Source organism: Nostoc sp. DedQUE02 (assembly GCF_034531035.1).
Taxonomy (GTDB): Bacteria; Cyanobacteriota; Cyanobacteriia; order Cyanobacteriales; family Nostocaceae; genus Nostoc.
Genome location: NZ_JAVRBY020000075.1, coordinates 1 through 21,223, shown reverse-complemented (window position 1 = coordinate 21,223; position 21,223 = coordinate 1). Strand labels below are relative to the sequence as shown.

20 protein-coding genes and 2 pseudogenes are annotated in these 21,223 nt (G+C 41.4%); 7 read left to right on the top strand and 15 right to left on the bottom strand.

All coding sequences use genetic code 11. From position 1 onward, the window contains the following. Positions 1-215 precede the first annotated feature (215 nt). Entirely contained in the window at positions 216-428 is a 213-nt protein-coding gene (locus RMX98_RS31900) for a glutathione binding-like protein (RefSeq protein WP_322681710.1), read from the bottom strand. A gap of 208 nt (positions 429-636) precedes the next feature. Beyond that, positions 637-1,389, bottom strand: a complete 753-nt coding sequence (locus RMX98_RS31895) for an SDR family NAD(P)-dependent oxidoreductase (protein ID WP_322681709.1) — start codon at positions 1,387-1,389, stop codon at positions 637-639. 235 nt (positions 1,390-1,624) lie between these two features. On the opposite strand from RMX98_RS31895, the gene RMX98_RS31890 reads away from it, so the two are divergent. Next, entirely contained in the window at positions 1,625-1,783 is a 159-nt protein-coding gene (locus RMX98_RS31890; RefSeq protein ID WP_322681708.1) for a hypothetical protein, read from the top strand. Between the two features lie 204 nt (positions 1,784-1,987). Then, positions 1,988-2,161: pseudogene (locus RMX98_RS31885) on the top strand (IS701 family transposase); the annotation flags it as partial. Positions 2,162-2,170: 9 nt separating this feature from the next. On the opposite strand, the gene RMX98_RS31880 reads toward RMX98_RS31885, so the two are convergent. The 6 genes from RMX98_RS31880 to RMX98_RS31855 all read right to left on the bottom strand — a co-directional run bounded on the left by RMX98_RS31880 (position 2,171) and on the right by RMX98_RS31855 (position 6,789). Continuing rightward, entirely contained in the window at positions 2,171-2,314 is a 144-nt protein-coding gene (locus RMX98_RS31880; RefSeq protein WP_322681707.1) for a hypothetical protein, read from the bottom strand. After that, the gene (locus RMX98_RS31875) at positions 2,295-2,828 is read right to left on the bottom strand and encodes a 3D domain-containing protein (protein WP_322681706.1); all 534 of its coding nucleotides are present in this window, start codon (positions 2,826-2,828) and stop codon (positions 2,295-2,297) included. The genes RMX98_RS31880 and RMX98_RS31875 overlap by 20 nt, the downstream gene beginning before the upstream one ends. A gap of 27 nt (positions 2,829-2,855) precedes the next feature. Continuing rightward, positions 2,856-3,836, bottom strand: a complete 981-nt coding sequence (locus RMX98_RS31870) for a glycosyl hydrolase family 17 protein (RefSeq protein ID WP_322681705.1) — start codon at positions 3,834-3,836, stop codon at positions 2,856-2,858. Between the two features lie 100 nt (positions 3,837-3,936). After that, positions 3,937-4,353 carry a CAP family protein gene (locus RMX98_RS31865; protein ID WP_322681704.1) on the bottom strand — a complete coding sequence of 139 codons (417 nt, stop codon included), beginning with the start codon at positions 4,351-4,353 and terminating at the stop codon, positions 3,937-3,939. Between the two features lie 157 nt (positions 4,354-4,510). Next, a complete protein-coding gene (locus RMX98_RS31860; protein ID WP_322681703.1) occupies positions 4,511-5,584 on the bottom strand; it encodes a glycoside hydrolase family 64 protein in 1,074 nt (357 codons plus the stop codon). Positions 5,585-6,123: 539 nt separating this feature from the next. Next, a complete protein-coding gene (locus RMX98_RS31855) occupies positions 6,124-6,789 on the bottom strand; it encodes a hypothetical protein (protein WP_322681702.1) in 666 nt (221 codons plus the stop codon). 212 nt (positions 6,790-7,001) lie between these two features. Between RMX98_RS31855 and RMX98_RS31850 the strand changes: the two genes are divergently transcribed. Together RMX98_RS31850 and RMX98_RS31845 are read left to right on the top strand one after the other, a co-directional pair. Continuing rightward, the gene (locus RMX98_RS31850; protein ID WP_322681701.1) at positions 7,002-7,130 is read left to right on the top strand and encodes a hypothetical protein; all 129 of its coding nucleotides are present in this window, start codon (positions 7,002-7,004) and stop codon (positions 7,128-7,130) included. 385 nt (positions 7,131-7,515) lie between these two features. After that, entirely contained in the window at positions 7,516-8,334 is an 819-nt protein-coding gene (locus RMX98_RS31845) for a DUF928 domain-containing protein (RefSeq protein ID WP_322681700.1), read from the top strand. 8 nt (positions 8,335-8,342) lie between these two features. On the opposite strand, the gene RMX98_RS31840 is transcribed toward RMX98_RS31845, so the two are convergent. The 7 genes from RMX98_RS31840 to RMX98_RS31810 form a co-directional block, all read right to left on the bottom strand. Further along, entirely contained in the window at positions 8,343-10,997 is a 2,655-nt protein-coding gene (locus RMX98_RS31840) for a CHAT domain-containing protein (RefSeq protein WP_322681699.1), read from the bottom strand. Positions 10,998-11,007: 10 nt separating this feature from the next. After that, positions 11,008-13,692 carry a filamentous hemagglutinin N-terminal domain-containing protein gene (locus tag RMX98_RS31835; RefSeq protein ID WP_409882047.1) on the bottom strand — a complete coding sequence of 895 codons (2,685 nt, stop codon included), beginning with the start codon at positions 13,690-13,692 and terminating at the stop codon, positions 11,008-11,010. A gap of 316 nt (positions 13,693-14,008) precedes the next feature. After that, the gene (locus tag RMX98_RS31830; RefSeq protein ID WP_322681697.1) at positions 14,009-16,471 is read right to left on the bottom strand and encodes a CHASE2 domain-containing protein; all 2,463 of its coding nucleotides are present in this window, start codon (positions 16,469-16,471) and stop codon (positions 14,009-14,011) included. 56 nt (positions 16,472-16,527) lie between these two features. Then, complete coding sequence (locus RMX98_RS31825; protein WP_322681696.1) at positions 16,528-17,757, bottom strand: DUF1822 family protein; 1,230 nt, start codon at positions 17,755-17,757, stop codon at positions 16,528-16,530. A 19-nt stretch (positions 17,758-17,776) separates the two neighbouring features. Then, positions 17,777-18,946, bottom strand: a complete 1,170-nt coding sequence (locus tag RMX98_RS31820; protein ID WP_322681695.1) for a sigma-70 family RNA polymerase sigma factor — start codon at positions 18,944-18,946, stop codon at positions 17,777-17,779. 356 nt (positions 18,947-19,302) lie between these two features. After that, entirely contained in the window at positions 19,303-19,785 is a 483-nt protein-coding gene (locus RMX98_RS31815) for a reverse transcriptase N-terminal domain-containing protein (protein WP_322681694.1), read from the bottom strand. A gap of 142 nt (positions 19,786-19,927) precedes the next feature. After that, positions 19,928-20,071 (bottom strand): hypothetical protein, encoded by a 144-nt coding sequence (locus tag RMX98_RS31810; protein WP_322681693.1) that lies wholly within the window; start codon positions 20,069-20,071, stop codon positions 19,928-19,930. Positions 20,072-20,099: 28 nt separating this feature from the next. On the opposite strand from RMX98_RS31810, the gene RMX98_RS31805 reads away from it, so the two are divergent. The 3 genes and pseudogenes from RMX98_RS31805 to RMX98_RS31795 form a co-directional block, all read left to right on the top strand. Further along, on the top strand, positions 20,100-20,405 hold the full coding sequence (locus RMX98_RS31805; RefSeq protein WP_322681692.1) for a hypothetical protein: 306 nt from the start codon (positions 20,100-20,102) through the stop codon (positions 20,403-20,405). Positions 20,406-20,762: 357 nt separating this feature from the next. After that, complete coding sequence (locus RMX98_RS31800; RefSeq protein WP_409882046.1) at positions 20,763-21,116, top strand: helix-turn-helix domain-containing protein; 354 nt, start codon at positions 20,763-20,765, stop codon at positions 21,114-21,116. Continuing rightward, positions 21,028-21,223: pseudogene (locus RMX98_RS31795) on the top strand (hypothetical protein); the annotation flags it as partial. The gene RMX98_RS31800 and the pseudogene RMX98_RS31795, both read left to right, overlap by 89 nt.

The window sequence follows — 21,223 nt, the reverse complement described above, 5'->3', positions numbered from 1 at the left end:
GGCAGGTGGTCACTGAGCGTAGCCGAAGTGGGGCAGGGAGCAGGGGGAAAGGGGCTTTTGCGCTTTTTGCACAGATGCGGGAATTATAACTAATTAGGCGGACATGATATTAGGGAGATTTTGCAGATGTTGGGGGTGTTGCAAAGTAGTACGAGTTAACTTGCTTTCGGTGTGGTTATGGTAATTTTATTTGTTGAAAACGTAAGTGTATCCTGTTAAAATCCAGGCATTGCGACGTAAAGAGGAAGCTGCTTGATGCGAGTAACCCAAGCACTCACTTGCGGATACGCCTCAAGAGCAATTTTGGCATCACTGGCAAGTTGAATATAGGGGTAGCAGGCAACATCTGCGATCGTTGGGTGATTTGTCTCTAGCCAGTCTTGATTCAGAAGATGCTTGTCTATCACCTCATACCGAGTTGCGTTCAAAAATATTAGTTTTGGCAGGCTGTTCTTGAGCAGGGGAAGCAGGGTAGGCAGGGGGAGAAATACTACATACATATGATTGCAAATTGGTATCAAGGTCAAAGTTACAATTTTTCAAGTGTTTGGTTGGCTAAAAATAGGCAGTTAGAGAAATAGATCACAGAAGAAAAAATTATGTATTGCGATCGCACGCAAGTCAATTGATTAGTAATCAGGGGGCAGTGTAACCACCATCCAGCAGGTGGAAGCTGCCAGTGACGAAAGAGGCTTGCTCGGACAATAGGAAGCTAACCATGTTTGCGACTTCCTCAGTTCGTGCAAGGCGACCTAAAGGGTGCAAGTCAGCCATCTGCTTTCGCGCTGACTCTGGCAACTCTTGCATCTGGGGTGTATCAACATAACCTGGCCCGATTGCAGTCACCCGGATGCCCTGGTTTGCATATTCCAATGCTGCCGCCTTTGTCAGACCGATAATGCCGTGCTTGGCAGTGACATAGGGAGCAATACCCGCCACTCCGACCGCACCAGCAGCAGATGACATATTCACAATTGCCCCGCCACCACTTCGGATCATTGCTGGAATTTCGTATTTCAGTCCAAAGAAAATGCCGTTAAGATTAGTCGCAATCACACGATGCCACCATTCAATCTCATAATCGGCGGTACTAATCCCATGCGGCCCGGTAAAGCCGGCATTGTTGACTGCTAGGTTCAACCCGCCAAATCGCTCTACTGTTTCAGCTACCATTGCCTCCACAGCGCGATGGTCAGACACATCAGTTTCAATAACGTGCGTCCGCTTGCCAGATGAATCCAACCGCCTAGCTACTTCCTGCGCTCCTTCGGCATTGATGTCTGCCAAAACGACCCGCGCACCGTTTTCGTACAGGTTGACGGCAATGGCTTCGCCAAGACCTGTAGCTGCACCAGTGACAATAGCTATCTTGTTTGCGAACTCGGTCACTGGCTTGTCCCCCAGAGCAAACGCATCTAAATTACTCTTGCTCACGGCCAACCATAAAAACCAAAGAAAAAGTCAGTATTTCTCGTTTGATTTATTTTTCAAGCCTTAAAGCAATGCCTGCGGCGGGTTAGGCTAACGCCTAAGCTGCTATCAATAAATATAGCTTAATGCGATTATATTTGAGCTTATTAAAATAAAGCACACCTATTGATCTGATGCGACCGCCCTGCTTCAGGTGCTGCAAATCTACGCTGTACTCATTCTCAGCCCCAGAGAGCAACCTAAAAACTCATTCATCGCTCTAACTGAAGAATGGACAGTTATAGATGTAACAGATGCCCAAACTATGATTTTCCGGCAAACCGATGGCAACCCAATACTTGTCGGGTTTTGAGGAAAAGGGGAAGGTGGGTCTCCTCTGGGGATAAGGGGCGGGAGAAAGGGGTATAATTTTTTTTTCAGCCTAGTAGTTCGCCAAGGGAACTTGGCGGGGTAAAGGGGAAAGGGGAAAGGTTTTAAATCCCTTACCCTTTCCCCAGCCCTCACCCAGCATTTTTGAGTTGGCAGACCACTAGCTTTCACGTCAAAGTAAGCTTCCATGAAAGAGACAACTCCCGCCGCCATGCCTCCATGCTTTGAAAAATGGTGTAAGAGGTTTGATGGTGTGTTTACTCATAAAGCTCAAAAAAGAGAGTTCAGGCATTATTTAGGAGGACTATTGGGTGAAAGCGAGAGAAAAAACCTATTTCAGATAGCAGAAAACGCTATAGGAAAGCTTAAGCTAACAGTTTGCGAAAATGCCCTGACTTGGTGTTAGTAAATTATCTGGATTGTAACGTCGCTTTGCACTTACCAAATTTCCCCAAACTCGACCAAAATGCTGCTGCCAAATATGCGATCGCATATTAAAGAATTGCTTTAACATGCTTTCTACCTAAATTGATTGCCTCAGCAGTTGTATCGACAAATATGTCAATAATATGACCTTGAATTCTTGTACCCGTATCTAGCGCAACTGCCTTCACTCGCTTGCCATTCCAAAGTATCAAGGTGAATTTTTTGTGAAGAGGAATAACATCTGGGTCTACCGCGCACTGTAAACGCCCAACGCCTGAACCACATGGTGGAGTCTTTTCACCTGCAAGCGCTTGTCGCAATGTAACTCCATGTACACCTGTCGCGGGTGGATGACACTGTGTTTCTTCCCTGCTGTAAAATGTAGCTTCTAGATTTAAGTGCCTACGACGATCAGAAGTGAGATCAGACTCCTCAGGAAGGCAGAGTTCCTGACCGGGCTGCAAATTGTCAGGATTGGGTGCGCTACCATCTGGGTTCTTGATTTCATTCGAGCGATCGCCATCACCCAATTGTTCCTCGGCAATGGTATAAAGCGTATCTCCAGACTCAACGATATATGAACTACCTGATTGACAAGACATAAATGACCTCCATGTTTGTGTTTGTTGCTAGACGTGTTTGTGTGTATAACCACCAGAGTCATTGAGGAACCAAAGACCGTAGTGTCCCTCAGCACCATTGGCTCCTTGCCAAGGAGGATCTTGCTTGTTCTGGTCGCTTTTCCAAGGTTCGTCAATTGCTTCAAACAAGTAAGTAATTACACGGTGCTGTGATGCCCACTTATCGATCGCCTCAAAGTATGCCAAGAGATTCTTCACATTGTTATCCGTTTTGTTGAAGCTGATTCCCTTTGAAGGCCAGCCAGTCTCGCCGATCATTACCTCACATTGTGGGTTGATGTTATCGACTGCTGATTTAATCCTATTGAAAGCTTGGCTTACCCCATGCATACCCTCTTGGGGAGTGGCTGCGTTTGCCTCAGGATAAAGATTGCACTGAATAAAATCGCAGTTTTGAATCAGCGTCTTCAGCTCTTTATGAAATGGGCTGTTTGGATTGGCAATATTTCCGAAGGTATTCGAGCGGACACCAACTTTGAGATCGAGGTGATGAGCTTTCTGCTTGTTAGCTACAATCATTGCGTTGACTGCATTAGTTGTTTGCGCGTCAACGATATATTCATTAGTAAAAATCAATGAAGTGACTGTCTTGGCAACAATAGCATTTGCGGCGCTAGCAGCAGAAAAAGCCGCTTTAATTTCTACGTCTTGCAGTTGTGCATTCGACTGCTGATAAATACCTTGAGCTACCTTAATATCAACTTTGCCACGACGCTTATTTAAATGGGCAGCAGCAACTGCAACATGACAGTTAGAATCGACTTGATTCCAGGGCGTTGTCGGTGGGTGATACACGGCATACCCCATACTGTAGGTGCTGATTTTGGTAAACTTGGATGCAATCACCTCCAGCATATCCACAATCTCTTGCTGGCTGTAAGAGTCCCACTGCGGGGTTTTAGCATTTGGAGGTGTTCCTCTCCAATGACCAACATAAGGTTCAAAGGTAACACCGAGAAATTGAGACATAATAGTACCTTCAATTCAAAAAAATGAGCGGAGTTATTAGAACCAAGAACTTTGTTTTCAAACTGGATATTTTCATCAAATGACCTCTTGATTTACATGACTAAAAAACTTTTTCTCCGCTAACATTGCCTGCCGGATTGTAGTGACAAACAAGGAAATCGTTGCCATGTCCGCTCGCTAAACCACATCCAACTTTTCTTGTTTTTCTCCAAACAACTTGAGTATAATGACCCACTTTCTCCCAATGTCCAGTAGTAGAGACATCGGGAAAAATACCGTTTTTGAAATGCTTCTTTTCATGACCCCACAAATCTATTAGCTGAGTTACAGAATAGGCACCAGCAGTACCACTTGCTAAGTTTTCTCCAGCGCTACCATGTTCCAATTTTCCTATTACCGCCAAATGATTTGCCCACTTTTGAGCGCTTGCTGCTAAATTTTCTGACCATTCCAGTGGTGGAACATCTACTTTGGCTCTGTACTTATTGTGTGCTGCTAAAATTGCTTTAATTTTCATAGCTTACACTTCCTGAAAGTTTAATGAAAGTTGATTGTTGTTCGCATTTAAATGTAGCCCTAACCTACATTTAAATGCGTTATATCACTGTGATTACCGACATTGAAGTTGGTTATGGCATAAAGACTTCCAGCTGATTAAACAGAAACTGGATATCTTAATCCCAATTTATAATTACCTCCAATTCTTGAGGATTTGGATGTTCAATTAGAGTGCTTTGCTCGCACACATCATCAAATGGGAATCCATAAGCTTTGTTATCTATGCTATGATGATGCCAGAATTCAGCATAGAAATTAGCTGGATCTTTTTTATAGAATTCCGAAGGCTTACACTTATTTGCTGGATTCTTAACTATGTGCCTGTTAAACATTGCGGCAACTTGAGCTTGAATTGCCTTTTGAATCTCATCGCCTTTTGAAAACTCTTCATCACATTTAAAGACATTAGGAGATTCTGGATAGTGTATTGTATACTTTGCATTAGGTGAATCTGCTCTGGTAAAAGTAAAAACGTTATCTTCTACTTTTCCGATAAATGTTCCCTGTGGCATTTTCAGTTCAAGTTTATTTGTCTTGTAATGTTGCCACACATCGTGAATGTAATCATCGAAGTATTTTGCGTGAGTACCACCTTTATCAAAATCCCCTTTAAATGGCGATACTATTCTGTAGGGTTTCTGAACCAAAGATTTAAATGGGGCTGGGACATTACTAGCATATTTATCGAATAAAACACTCCTTGATTCAGTTATACCAACTTTTTTTGAATCATTAGATCCGCTTAATTTCATGACCATTGGAAATCCAAATTGGTCTACTTGAGTAGTATTGCCGTGGAAGCCTGCATCATCAAAGGTAAATTCTATCCAATCAAAGTAAACGTCTACATTGGCATCAGATTGATTACCCGTATTCGGTTGAATAATAGTGTTGTTATCAGCGATTTGTAAGTATATCGGTGAACCAAGACTAATATAAACCCTACCTGAACGAATATGCGGAACTTTTATTTCCGAAACCTCCTTAATAGTGTGTAAATAATTAGCATAATTTTGCCCCTTTTTAGTTAAATGTCCTGGTGCATTATTATCGCTAACATGACATGGAACTAAGTCACCGTTTTTGTTAAGATGACAAGTTTGGTTCGATGCATTCAGACCAGTAATTACAAAGTTAATTTTATCTGAAGGGAATTTGTTCTTCGTATTGTTGGTAAATGAAAATTTCATGATATTCTTCCTTGAAATTTGAGTTTTGACCGAATGTTTTGAATTGAAAGTACACTTACGAAGGTGTACTAAAATCCTCAGTTTAGTAGTGTTTGTCTTGAGAGGGAATGACACTAAGATAAGCAGAAATCATTAATATTACTGGTTTTGGAATGTGAGGTGTGGGGAATGAAGAAGTAATACCAATTCAAAATTCAAAATTCAAAATTCAAAATGAATAAAGCCAGACATCACAAGGGTTTGGAAGTGTGTATCTGTCGCATTCTTTTTTCAAATTGGTATAACCTATGTTTCATCTGTTAGAGATGAATGTTGATTAACACTACACCCGTTGCGCCACTTCTAACACCCTGCCCAGACTAGGTTTCACATGAGTCTTAGTGCCATTCGTCCTGAGACGCATCGTTGAAGGCATACCCAATGACAATTTCGCGATAATTGAGGCTGAGAATATTTCGGCGTCCGTTATTGCGAGGCGTTTGATTAAAGTTAGTGGCTTACGCCTTAAAATTTCCGCTGACGGATGCCTTTATTTAACTTTAGTTTGCCCATTGAATAAACCCCTTTGTGTTTACTCCATGTCTGGAGAATCGATTTTTTGCGTCGTGGTACATATTAGCTTGTACAATGCTCGGAACTATAGCAGGTTTACTGTGTGCGTAATCATCCCAAGATACTCCTTGGCTTGTTTGGAAGTCGTTTTCAGTCTCTGTTCCAGAAGTGTATAGTTGTGGAGAAAGATAGTCTATATTCTCGTTCCTAAAGAAGTTTTTCATCATCATCTGTGCGTCAGGAATTCCGTAAGGGGCTGAGTGGCTAGTCGTAACCAAAACTTTCAAATTTTTGTTTTTTGCAGCAGTAAAAGCGTGTTCAAAATCTGAGGTAAGGTGAGCTTCGCCCTCTTCGATGTCAAAAGCAATACCCCTATAATCGGAGAATTTGCCATTTTTAATGTGAGTAATAATCGAATGAAGAATTTCCTGGGTGAAGGAGCCATTATTATTTCCTCCGCCTAAGGAAATGTATTTATGACCCACCAACCTGTTTTTGATTTCGGCACTATCTGATAAAGCCTTATCTGGATTAGCCCATCCACTAAAAGCAATGCCTAATGTTGCCTGGTTGAAAGGGTGACTCGGAGAGTAAGTTTTATCCCAGTAACCTTTAATCAAATTCATCTCTTCTTGAGTTTCAACAGAATTCATAACTTAATTTTCCTCTTTGTAAATTGACAGAAAGTTAGTTGGTAGTTTTCAAAAAACTTATAACACTTTCCTCCTCAGGGAAATAAATTTTTGGAGTTGTGTGTCTAACCGCCAGTCATGACGGCGTGACTTGAAGGCTTGGTAAAAAATGGAGTATAGTCTGCACTTGGTACAGGTACTCTCTCCTCTAATTCTTAATTGGTAGCAGTGAGATGAATTTATTCACTGTGGAAAATCAGAAGTTTTTAGTTGAGCCTTCTGAATTCTTAATTGGTAGCAGTGAGATGAGTTTATTCACTGTGGAAAATCAGAGGTTTTTAGTTGAGCCTTCTGATTCTTAATTGGTAACAGTGAAATGAGTTTATTCACTATCTTGCATCACCCCCATCACTCTAGATAGGCGCAAAGCAAAGCTGAGTCTTGATTAGCGCTTAAAATTACGATAAGTCTTGAGTTTTCAATAACGGTTAGCTTAATATTTTTTAAACTAATTTCTACCGCATTATACTTGACAAAAATGCCTGCTTTAGATGAAAAGAATAATTATTTGTTGTAAGTTATGCCAATAGCTAAAAATTTGTTGATATCCAAAGCTTGTGCATAAATTGATTGTATTGTGCTGATAGCTATTCTTAGATAGGAGATTCCAAATCTCTTTAATAGGAGGGTGAAATGTCTAGGGATATCTATACTTTTGTACTGATAGCATCTAGAAATATGAAATGGATGCTAACAATTGCTCTGATTTTGAGCAGCGTTACCTATTATCCAGGAAAGGTAACAGCCCAAACTAGACAAGCAGCAACGACTAAGCAGCCTGTACAACCAACCAAAGGTAAAACTTTACCTCAAGGGCGTACCTCTCGACCAGTTTTTGTTTTGCCAAAAATACCTGCTCGGTTAAGTCCGATCTCTGGGCGTAGAACTGGAATGGGTAGCCGGGATAATTGTCCTGCGGTGACAACTGCACTCACTGCTTTAGTACCGTTGCAAGAGGAAGAAAAAATTAGTAAGCAAACAGACAAACCAATTTCAGCGATTGTGGGGGGACTAACTACCTCTGAACGACCAACTTTTTGGTTTTACGTTCCTTACACTCAGGAATTAACAGCTAGTGCTGAATTTATCTTACAAGATAGTTCACAAAACGATATTTATAGAAGTGTGATCGCACCACCTCCAAAACCTAGTATCATAAGTATTTCTCTCCCATCCAATGCATCCTTGCAAGTAGGAAAAACATATCACTGGTATTTAAAAGTCCTTTGTAATCAACAACAAACAGCGAGTGTTCCTATTTATGTAGAAGGAGACATTCAAAGAGTCAATTTAGATTCTCGGATGATGCAGCAGTTGCAAACAGCAGTCGCTTTGCAACAAAAGGTTGCAATCTATGCACAAGAAGGTATTTGGTTTGATTCTCTGACTATGCTGGCACAAATGCGCCGAAAGAATCCTCATGATGCATCTGTTGCTTCCGATTGGCAAAGTCTATTGAAATCTGTCAATTTGGATAATGTTGCTACGGTTCCTCTGGTAAAATAACTGTTTGTTTACAGCCAATTACCAACTAACACGTAAGTTGCCCAGTAAAGAGGACGAGTGTATTGCGAACTAGACAGTAGCTTTAATTGAGCTTCGCGTAAAGCTTCTGCTGTAGTTTTGCCAGTTGTTAACTGATGGTAGAATTCACTAACAAACAAAGCAGTGGATTCATCCCCAATTTGCCATAGAGACGCTAAAGTACTCCGCGCCCCAGCACGCAGGGCAACTCCTGCTAATCCCAATGCAGCACGATTATCTCCTTGTGCTGTTTCGCAAGCACTCAAAACAAGTAATTCCACTGGCTGTGTTCGTTTTTGCTCTCTACTTTTGAGCAAGCTATCTAATTCATTTACATAGATGCGTTTATCGGCTGCTAAGATAAAAGTGTCTTTTGCTTTAGAGCTAAATTGTCCGTGAGTTGCCAGGTGAACAACTCTAAAAGGTTGGGAATTAATCGTTTTTCTTAAAGTTGTACTTTTGAAATTTTCATCCAATAGTATCGTTGTTGATATGCCCGATTGCTGAATCAATTCCAGTTCAACCTTGACATTGGGAAGCGGTGCAAATTTTTCGTTCCTGGGTGGTTGTGAGAGTCCTCCAACAAGAGCGTTTAATTTTTTCTGTGCTAGAGGTTTGGGGGTAAATAGTTGCAATCCTGGACTAATGGCTATAGCGTACTTCTGGACTAAATACTCTTTGCCATCAGATAATGCAGACATTGGAATGTTTCGTAATGACCCATCTGGAATAAAGACTAGAGTATTAACTCTACTATTTTTGAGTTCACCTGCAACTGGTTTAATTAACCAATCATAAAGCTGCTGGGAAACTGCTTGAAATTTATTATTAGCGTCGGGTTGGACTATCGTCTCTTGCATTTGGGCGATCGCCTCCTCTACTTGCTGATGGTTCACCACAGAAGTTTTATGTATCAAAGGTTGATTGGGAAGTTTGAGGATTATTTCTAACTGGTTATCCAAGATAATCGGGTAAAAAATGGCAGTATTAGGGCGATCGCGGTCTACCACTTTGTCCAGCACCACAAATTGGTTACTCAAGCAAGCTTCTCGGAAAAAATTATCTAGTTCTGCCAATTGCAAAGCTTCTATTCGCTTGCGGACTTTATCTAAATCGGGTTTTTCTTGTCCTTTCTGTTGTAAAAGCAGTTCTACTGACTGGCGATAAATAGGTTCTACGCTATCACGAAAATTAAACTGCACTTCTCGGTTTACCGCAACTAAATCGGTACGGAGAGACTGAAGAGTTGCAACTGCGGTATCATAAGCAGCGATGGCTGCGCCAACGTCTCCGACGAACGCTCCTTCAATATTTCCTTGTGCTTTGAGCAAGCGTCCTAACAGCCACTCCCAACGATAAGCTATATCTGAAGCATCGATTTTTTGAGCGAGAAACAATGCTTCCTGCGTCAATTTCTGTGCATCAAGCCATTGATTGTTTTGCTCATAGACTTCTGCTAAACTGCCTAGAGCATAGGATTGAGTGCGCTCATCACCTATGGTTTTGGCTTGTTGAACGCTGTTTGCGAGAATCTCTGCAATATCTTTTTTATTACCAATTTTACTTATGGTGCGAGCAAAATTGATCCGTGCATAAATACCAGCTTGAGTAGTAGGCAGAGTTGCGAGTTGAGATTGGATTGTGGGTATTATTGTTTTTGCTTGTGCTACTTGTTCATTCTCAACAAGCAAGCTGAGTTGATTGATTTGAGCTTGAACTTTGGTGAGTGAGTTTGGCGCAATTAAAGCCGCATTTTCATAATGAGCTATAGCATCTTTTATGTTACCTAAGTCTCTAGCGGTATTACCAAGAGAAAACTCTGTTAGGCTAGTCTCTAAAGGTAATTGCAGACGTTGGGCAATTTCTAAACTGTGTTTTAAATTTTTCCAGGATTGTTCTAAGTCACCTAATTGTCGATGGACATTACCGAGCGATCGCAAAGCAGTAACCTTTTCCAGTGAGTCAGGTTGGGTTTGTAACTGTTGAGAGACTTCATTCAATATGTCTAAGCTACGGCGGTAAAAACCAGAAACTCGTAGAGCTTGTGCTTGATTGATACGGCTGCGCGTCACTCCAGCATTGTATTGTTTACCTAAGCGCTTCCAAATTTGCTCTGAAATCTGTGATGTTTTCAAAGATATATCTGCCTGTCCCTGTGACAGTTGCAGTCCACTTTGAATCTCTAGAGTTTGTGCTAGAACTTCTAGCAATTCTGACTTGGGATTGTTGACATTTAACTTTTGATTTGTATTGTCCCAGCCAAGTAGATTTAAGCTGTTATTAATCGCTTTTGACGCTTCTTTCCATGAACCGAGTTGCTCAAACACTAAAGAGAGGTTAGTTAGTGCTGCGGCTTGTGCGAGGTTGTCGCCTTGTTGTTGATAGATGCGGACAGCTTGTTGTAGAAAAGTTACAGCTTCAGCAAAGCGTCCAGATTGATAAAGCGCTTCTCCTTGAGAAACAAGTTGCTGTGGTGTTGTGCTTGAAGGTTTGGTGGTTTGGGTGTAGAATCCGGCGAGTGAATTTATTCGGGGTTGTTTGGCGAATGTCCTGGGGATAATAGTTAGGGAAAAAGCAAGGGTAAATAGGACTACATAGTTTACCGCAAATCTGATGAGTCGCTTGGTCAGCGCAAATAGATGCATATTTCACACCTTAGCGAGATGCAGAACAAGAAGCAGGAGTTTGTCGAGAACTCTCAGGAGTGACATTAGGTGCTTGCGCCACAAGTTCTATATTCCCATTGCTATTAACTATCCAACCAGTAGCTTCCACAATGGTCATCGCCGCAGCAACTTTAGTACTATTTGAGACTGCTGTTGGTTGTGGCGAAATTTTTGTTTTAGCTGAGTTTGCGGGTTTTGGTCTTAATCTCACCCACGCTGAGAGAGTGCTTGTATCTTGCAATGGTTCAGTGGGACTTATGGGTAGTCCACCGCGTCCTGTTGACACAAAAGAACTCTGAAATTGCCGACTTCCAGGAGTGCAAGCGGTGGAAATTTGCTGTGAGACATCAACGAGATTAGTAGGGAGTTCGATTAAGCCGCTAGTTGGGTCAATATCAGGTCTAGTGATTTCTACATTACCGCTCAACCTGCGAGTTCGCCCTGTGGCGGTGATATCACTTGTGTTTGGGGAAGGTACATCCCGGAACTGAATACCAAAGATACCTTTAGTATTGATTCTGACATTCCCACCACGAAAGTTATCAGAATTAGCAGTGATGTTGCTATTTTCAAAGCCAACCAGGACATCGGTATTAATATTGATGTTGCCACCGATAACCTGTTTTCCTGTAGCGTTGGTTCTAATGTTGCTATTGCCAGTCATGATTAAATCTTTTGAGTTAATGTTAATTGTCGCCTGTTCTCTATCCCGGTCAACTTTGGGGCTGCCTGTATTGGCGATGAGTGAGCCGTGGTTTAAACGGATAGAGCGTGCATTTAATGTCATGTTGCCTGCGGTTCCTGTTGTGGAACTCCGCACGCTTACTGCCGCATTTCGTACTAGTAAAGTATTGGTTGTGACTGTCAAATCACCCGAATTTCCTGTTGAGTCTGGGCTTGCTCGTGTAAACAAGCCACTCCGATCGTCAACACTTCTACCAATCAGTTGCACATCCTGGGCTTCAACGCTCAAATTTCCCCCATTACCCGCACCGGAAGTGCCAGTATTTACTTGTGCCCTATCTCGCACTAGTAAGGTATTAGTTATGACTGTCAAATCACCCGCATCTCCTGTTGAGTTTGGGCTTGCTCGTGCAAACAAGCCACTACGAAACCGACCATTAGCGCTTGTACCAATCAGTTGCACATCTTGGGCATCAACGCTCAAATTCCCCCCCTTGCCCGCATCGAAAGTGCCAGTATTTACCCGTGCCCCATCTTCTACTAGCAAGGTATTGGTTTTGACCTTCAAATCACCCGCATCTCCTGTCGAGTTTGGCCGTGCAGAAGTAGACAAGCCACTAGGAAACTGACCATCAGCGCTTGTACCAATTAGTTGCACATCTTGGGCATCAACGCTCAAAATTCCTCCCTTGCCCGCACCAATAGTACTAGTATTTACCCGTGCCCCATCTACAACTAGCAAGGTATTGGTTTTGACCGTCAAATCACCCGCATCTACTGTTGAGTTTGAGTTTGTTTGTGCAAACAAGCCACTAAGTGTCCCATCGTCAGCGCTTGTACCAATCAGTTGCACATCTTGGGCATCAACGCTCAAATTTCCCCCCTTGCCCGCACCGGAAGTGCTAGTTCTTACCCGTGCCCCGCTCTCAAGCCGCAAGGTATTAGCATTGATACTGATATCACCTCCCTGTCCATTTGCTTCTGGTCGCACTTGATTAAAAATCTCACTTTTATTGTTAAGGTTTATTGCGACCGTAGCATTAACCGAAATATTTCCCGCCTTACTATTATTAGAACCCAATCCACTGTCTATGCCTGCACCCAGGAAACTCCCTTCTGTCATCTCTAAATTCCGGGCATTAACTGTGATACTACCACCATTGCCAGCCAATACATTTACTTGCGCGCGATCGCTAAGGAAAACATCGCTTCTTTCTACACTATTGGGAAAACTCAAACGAATATTACTATCATCCCCATTCAACCCAACTGTACCAGCACTAGCTAACCCACCTAACTCGACGAGTCCACCAAAAGCATTCAATCTTCCACCATCCATGTTCACATTGCCGCCTACTAGCAGCAAACTTTGACCATCTGGGACACGTAGACCAAATGCATTGTCGCCGCCAGGAGTAGATCCTGCTGGTGCAGTCGAACTATTTTGAATCGGTGCAGCTGCAATTTGATTAAATAATAAGGCATTTGGATTTACTGTTAACAACGGTGAAGGTGCTTCTGGATTCGAGGCACTGAAAAATCCCAGATTGCCAAATCCTATGGCATTCGCTGTTGTGGCAACAAACGAACCGCCGATATTCAAACTGGCATTTTTACCAAAAATAATCCCATTGGGATTGATGATAAACAGGTTGGCTTTACCCAAGGTACGAATCGACCCATTAATGTTTGAAACGCTTGAGCCAGTGACTCGTGTGAAAATGTTTTGAATATCGAGTACATTTTTGAAAAAAGCTGTCTGATCGGTGGGAACAGAAAACTCTCGAAAACTGTGGAATAGGTTAGCGCCTCTTGTCGTTCCACCTGAGATAATCCTGGTATTACCTTCTAATCTCACATCGGAATTATTTGGCAGAGTTCCATCTGGCGTGATTTGAGCAACTGAGCTATTTGTATATAAGACTATTGCACTCGCGATCGCAATTCCTAGACCTTGCCGCCAGTACAAACGTATAGATACTCCAGACATTGCACTCTCCTATTGAAAAGGAAATTTAGCCAGTGAATTCTCAATTTACAGCGCTTTGTGTGTAAATGAAGTACACCGTTAAGAGTTATTCAGAAATTAGCCATAAGATATAGATATGTAACTATTTATAAAAATGCGGTAAAGTCTATCAGCGACCTCAGCTACATGGCGCGATGCCCGTCACGTCCGCTAACAGCTTTTGGGCAATGATGGCGCTGGACATGGAGATGTTGCTGTCGTTGGGCATACTTACAGTTACTCCTTGTTATCTAGTTGACTCATTAGGTTTAGGGATTGCAACTATAAAAAGTAAATACTACCTTGTTTCATAAAGTTTTGGCGGATTTTGCATACTCACTTCAGAGGATGTAGGAAATTTCTGACTGCGTTGAACAAACAACACAACAACACCACTTGCAAGTACAGCAAAGGCCGAGGGAATAAATGATAACCATACCCCTTGTTTTAAAAGGATGATGTTCCCAAAAGGAACTGCCCAAAGGGCGATCGCACAAACTCCGTATAAAATGATAGCGATCGCAAATATAGCGCATCCCTTATTAAGTAGCGAATGACGCACGCGCCAAACAATCAAACCAGACACACTCGACCATCCCCATATCCAGAGAATGTCGCACCAAAAAGGTAAAACCCCAAGAATTGGACGTTTGTCTAAAACTGCACTCAAAATTTGGCTAACCATTTGCGCTTGTATAAATATGCCTGGTAGTTCCTGGTAAGGTTGTTGTGCAGCAGAGTAGGGAGTTGACCAAGTATCGCTGATAGTGTTAGCTGTAACTCCTATGAGAACAACCTTATTTTTGAAAAAAGTATAGTTAACTTTATCACTCAATACATCTGCCAAAGAAACTCTTTGGTAATCTGCATTACGGTAATTAACAAGTATTTGAAATCCGCCTAAATCAACTCTTTGTTGATAGCCACCACTCCGACCAGGCTTTAAGCGTTTAAATACTTTAGAACCAAATTGTATATAATCTTCATTTAAATTAAGTTGAATATTTTCGTAAGATAAATAACGAGCAGCTAATTGTAACGAGAGTGAGTAAGGCGTTGTACAAACAGACGAAGGCTCTTGTGCCATCATTATAATTTGGCGACGAACAATACCATCTGAGTCTTGAATTGCATCAGTAAAACCTTGACGTTCTTCAGGTACTTCTTTTGGAGGTTTAACACCTTGGGGGTCGTGTTTACGATCTCTGCCTTTACAGACAACTACCACATTTTCTTTGCTTAGTTCAGTAGCAAGTTGTATCAATTTTGATTCATTTGGGGGGTCAGCAAAATCTCTATAAATATCCAGTCCAATGACTCGCGGTTGATACTTTTGTAATTTGTTGAGTAATTGAGCTAACGTACTATCCGAAATAGATTTCACTCCTGTGATCGTCTCTTGTCGGGATTGAATATCTTTTTCAGTAACTTCAACAACGAGCAATCTTGGATCTAAATCTTCCTTTGGTCGCAGGAGTAGCATTTGGTCAAAAGTTTGCAGTTCAGCTTTCTCAAAAACCCCCAAGTATCTCAAACCTATCGTTGAAAGAGTCACAATAGCAGTACTCAGCAGTACAGTCCAAAGTCTGCCCTTTCGAGTTGCAATTGTGCTTTGAGTCGAAACTTCGTTGCGAATCTCGGTGTCACCCAAACCACCGCGCAGTTCTTGCCAAGTTGTAGGAACAGTTGTAGGATTTTGGCAAATCACTGGCAACCAACTAGCACAAGGGAAGTTATTCTCCAACCCCTGAAGTCTTTCCCGCGCTTCTCGCACAGCCAAATAAAATGGCTTATTTCCTGTAAAAGCGACAAGAAAGTTTTTCAAAAACTCCTGTGCGACTAAATCTGATACCCCTTCCCGCATCACAATCATTTGGGGAATGTTCAAATCAGCCAAATTTCGTGCCAAAGCAATGCCATCACAAGAGTTGAAAATTGCTAGTTTTAAACCGTGTGTAATTGCTGTCTTAAGTGCATTTTTAAATTGAAAAATTGTTAAACTTTCGCTTTGATTAATGTAAATTTCTCCTATCTCCCCATCTGCGATACTAGCGCTATGTCCGGCAAAAAATAGAATATCCCAATTCTGATTCCACAATTGCCCATCAAGTTCTTTTCGTGTAGGTTGGACAAGAAACGTAGTTTGAGTATCTGTTAAATCTTGCAACCAAGAACGGTCTTTATCAATATCAATACCAAAATTATTACCGAAAATTGCTAGAATATTGACTCGATCCGTAGTAGATTCTTGTACAACTTGAGGAGATGCATACTCATGATTGCTTAAAGCTAATTCTGCTTTCGGGTAATCCTCAAAAAAATCCCACAGATGCCAAGGTAATCGATGCAGTAAAGCTATATTTGTTTCAAAAATAACTCTAATTTCATCATCTTGACTGAGTAGAGTCCTTAACTGCCGTTCAATATTTTGGAAGGATTCAGATTTTAACCAAGCATTGATATATGTTTGTAACTGACGACATACTTCATCGAAATCATTCACAGAAATATTGGTAATATCTTGTGAATGCACTTTTATACGTTGATTGTTGCCCAACCGTTGATGGATAGCTTCGTAGAGTAACTTCCATCTTCTATAAAGTTCGGAAAGTTCTGGTATTGCTGGCAGACTTCCTATTATTTTAAATAATTGGTTATTGTGCCAAAGTTGAGCCGTAACAACAGGAAATCCTTGATTTAAGTCTCCTCCCAACAAGCTGAAGATGACTAGCTTATTCATTTGTTGTTTATTGTTTGTCATTTGTCCTTTGTTATTTGTCCTTATCTAATGAATGACTAATGACTAATGACTAACGGTTAAATGACGAAATTTTCTGTTATTTGGTGACTATCAAAAGTAACTTGGATGCTAAAACATTCTCCTACTTCTCCATCAAAACGTTTCAATTGTATGTAGTTATCTTGTTCTCTTGCTTGCACTTTCTGAATAATTTCTTCTGACTCTAAGAGCAAAGCTAACTTGATATTAACAGGTAGATATTCTCCATAGGCAGGATGTAGTTGCACGCGAATACTAACTTGTTGGCTATCCTCTAGTATGAAGGCAACTAATAACACCACTTTTTGAGACTCTATTTCCATTCCCAAATCAATCAGCTTGCCTCGTTTGATACTACCAACACTCAACCCAGAGCTACTCCTGAAATTAAAAGCTAGACTGTTGGAATTGAAAAGCAAAAATGTTTCTATTGCTTCCCAAGAATCATCGTATATACCTTCTAGCCAACGACTCAGATTCACTCGCACTTGCGATGATTGTAGTTGCTGCCCTTCTCCTTCGGAGACGCTAGCGCGAACGACTGCGCTAAGGGTGAACCGTTGCTCGTACAAGCGCTGCCGCCACTGCTCATTTTCTAGTAGCGCTCCCCAAGTTATAAATGGTACTGCCAATCTAGAGAAACGAAAAGAGGCATTGCCTAACTGTTGCACAAGATTTTCTGCTTGCTCGGTAGATAATTTTGGTAATGGATTTATAGCCACTTTCATCTCTTCTCCTTGGCAAAATTGGTAACTCAAAGAGAAAGCATTGAGGTCTTTTGTCAAATGCTGTGCATCTATACAATAAGTCCTATCTACTGAGTCATAGTGAGCTAGAGATTTCAGTTCTTCATGGGTTGTGTAACCCCATATTCGTACCCACTCACCATCGGGTTTGACTTGCACTGCTAAATAGTAGTCTGCTGCCCAACTAAGAATATCTACCCATTCTTGAGGGACTTCTAACTCACTATCATCAATTGCTTCACTGGGGATCAACACGATTCGCCTCCCCTCTAGCAAAATTGCTGTGCCATTGACAAATTCCCAAAAAGCTGGGGTACCAGGGAAACTGTACCAAACACTGGCTCTTTGAAAATCCTCAGTTGAGATCCAATCCAAGAAAGCATGGAGACAAATTTGATTTATGTAAGCGCACCAGCGACTACTAGACGTGGCATAAACCTGGCTTTGCTGCCAAGATTGCGCCTGAATAGTTGGTGATATCTCTAACAACCATTCTCTGGGATCTGCAAACGCGCAAGTCATTTTTACTACCTTGTGAAAACTAAGGATTTATGTTGTACTCACCATACTGGTTTATCAACCATTCTTCCAAAGCAAGACTCATATCTTTAATTTGGTTGGAATTAACAGAAATATTCAAATCCTGGCTCCACTTAATCAGTGCTGCAAGTATTGATTCTCTACCTTTAACCAGTTTGCGAGACACCGTAGGCTGACTCATCTGCAACTGTTGCACAATCTGCTGCTGAGTCAGTCCCTGTTCGTAGTAAAGCTTAAGTACTTCTTGGGATTGTACATCTAGACTCTGTAAAGCTTTTAACAAAACACTAGACATCTGAGATATTTGGTTTTGTCGATTTTGGACATCCTCTTCGGCTATCATATCAGCCATTGGTGAGTTAGAGGATGGGTCTGGCAAATCAAATGTTATTGTCGTGTCATCATTTTGCTTGAAAGCATTTAGAGATTTCACAGATGGAAATAGATAAGCACGCACGTAGAGAGCTGTTTGCGTTAACCACTGTTCAATTGTCTGTGCGTTGCGTTGCTCAGTAGATTGAGTAATTTGGCTTTGGCGTTGGTGGTTGTAGAGGTTGGCAATAGCTTCCCAAAGTTGGCGATTCGGCTCTGGTAACTGATTGGCACCTCCTGGTTGGTTTTGGGTGTAAAGTTCGTTGAAACAAGTCCAAGCTAAACGATATTGAGCAACTGCGCTTTGTGATAATCCAGCTTCACTAAGAGCTTCATTAAGCAGCTTTTTGCTCACTTTGCGTAACAATGCCCAATTGGTGCAAATATCAGCTTCCTTGCGTTGACGTAAAATATCTCTCAGGCGACTGGGCATTACCATCATGGCGTAAGCTTTTAAGCTAGAAGATTTTTTGGGGTTGAAGTCTTTAAGAATTGTTTCGACTTCTGCGATCGCCATTTGAAAGTAATCAGCGAGCATGTATTGGCTGAGATTAAATTTAGCAACTGTTTTTGAAGCAACCCAGTAACATGCTTCTTGTAAATAAGCGAATAAATGCATTCTGGCAAGGTTATTCAACTTAGAGCGCCATTGTTTGTGCCAGTGTAGCGCCCAAAAGTTTTCTGATTTAGGTGCTGATGACGAATGCTCTAAGTGATTTTGCATATTTCTATACAGTTTGGCATCAGTCAACCATTTGCTGAATCTGCCTCTTTCCAACTGCACAAATGTTGAGAACATGCCCGTAATTTCTTGGCGAGGATGCATAAGCAATTAAAAATATAAACTGACAGAACTGAAGCAAATAAGTAGGTGGGTACAAATAAAAATAACTATGTAAATAAAACTAAAACCCCTAAAAATCTCTTACCTTTGGCATAGCTGCTTTGTCTCAAGGATAAATATCCACGCATACCTACTTATCACCTAACGATAAGATGATATTCTACATAGGGTAGCGACTGATAATCCCACTTAATTTCTGGACATTCCACCAAAAACAGTAATCTGCTCAAAAAGGGTTGCTGTTTCATCAAGGTAAATTGGATAATCTTTTTTACTAGCTAAAGCTGTTAAACCCCCACAGATGTATGCTGTTAGGGACATCCAAAAATTACATTACTCAATTTTTGCATCCAATAGGAGCAGGGGAACAAGGTAGACAAGGTAGCAATACCTCTCCCAAGTCTCCCCCCTCTCCCAAGTCTTTCCAAGTCCCTTAAGCCTGAAAAGTGAAGTCTCGTAAGCCTTGCAGCGATTGCTTTCTCCAAGAGTGATGGAAGAGGATTAGGTTCAAATCGCGCCTCCCATTCTGGTTCTAAAGCCTGTTTGACGAGGCATTGCAAGGCGCGGTCAAAAATTGTTGGTATTCCTAAAGGTCGCTTCTCTTGGGTTCCAGGCTTGGGAATCCATACCCGCCTAGTTGGGCTGACCTTTGACCCTAGTTTTAATTCACCTATCAGGCGCAGACGTTTCTTTGGGGACAATGATTTCACACCATCCACACCTGCCGTCTTTTTTCCTTGGTTGTCTTGAGTCACCCGACGAACCGCCAATGCTCTTGCTGACCAGGACTTCATCAGCGTCTTCTGAAGTTTACGATATGAAGCATATTTTGTCATTGCAGATACAACAGGTCAAAACCATTTCCGGGGTAATAAGATAGTCCTTTGGTCAAATATATGGGGTGATGAAGAACAACTTTTCGATTTAGAAGATGAGTTAGGTGAGCAATTCTGGACACATTATCAAATCCAGTTGCTCTTTGATGAAAAAATCAGCAAACAATCGAGCTAGAAATATCACAAACAGATGATTGTGCAGCAAGATTACAATTTTACCCATCTCTGAAAAAGTTTTTACCATCCATAGTTCCTTTTACTGATAATGACTAATGACTTTTAAAATCAACTATAAAACTACTGCCATTAGCCAGAGCTTTGGTAATTGGCATAACCTTATTTATCATATTGTCGATTGGTTTCGGGGCTATGGCACAGGTAGTATGGTTACAGTGGTGGTTAGTTGGGCCACGTTTGCAAATTTTTCCTCTCCTGGCAGTTGCTTGTTTCCCTTGGTTTTTAGCTTCTGGAATGGCACACAGCAAAATCTGAATTTTGGTCAGCAAACTTTGTGGTGGCTAGGGCAAAGCACAGTCTTAATTGCTGGTTTTATTCTAGTGCTTTATTTTCTGCCATAACTAAGTTTTATTTACCTTTTACTGCCACTATTTCCTGTATTTATGGCGATTTTTTCATTTTGTTCTGGGTTGCTGAATAATCCTTGGAGTTATGCTATTGGTAGTACTTTATTTTTTGGTTGGATATTAGCATCTGCCTTTCCATTATCAAATTAATTTTTTAATTTTTCTATTTTTGTTTGAACATTAGACCTCTTGCAAAAGTCCCAGATGCGTGGGACAAGTAGGTTAGAGTTGGGTAGCATTGATGACCTACGAAGAAGTAAAGAACCTAAAGCCGGAAGACTTTAAATGCTTGTGTGGTGTACGTCCAGAGACTAATAACTGCGATGCTACAGATACTGCGATCGCCAAGCCTTGCAAAACAAAAAACGGGACGGGCCTTGTAAACTCAGTTCAGAAGACCAATTGTTGATGACATTGGAGTACTGGAGAGAGTACCGTACTTACTTCCATATAGGTCAATCTTGGGGAGTGAACGAGTCTACGGTTTACCGAATTATCCGAAAAATAGAAGATAAGTTGAGTAAATCTAAGGCGTTCACGCTTCCAGGGAAGAAAAAATTGACTAGTTCTAATTATCAATTAGAAGTAGTAGTAGTTGATGTTACAGAAAGTCCGATTGAACGTCCTAAAAAAAACAAAAAAAGTTTTACAGTGGAAAAAAGAAACAGTATACACCGGAGGCGGAGCGTCTCCGGCTCCGCTTAAGTCACAAGTAGTGGTAGACCAAGCGAATGGTAAAATCATCTGCACGGCTCATGGTAGGGGTAGAGAGCATGATTTTCGGATATTTAAAAATAGTCAAGTTAGACTGA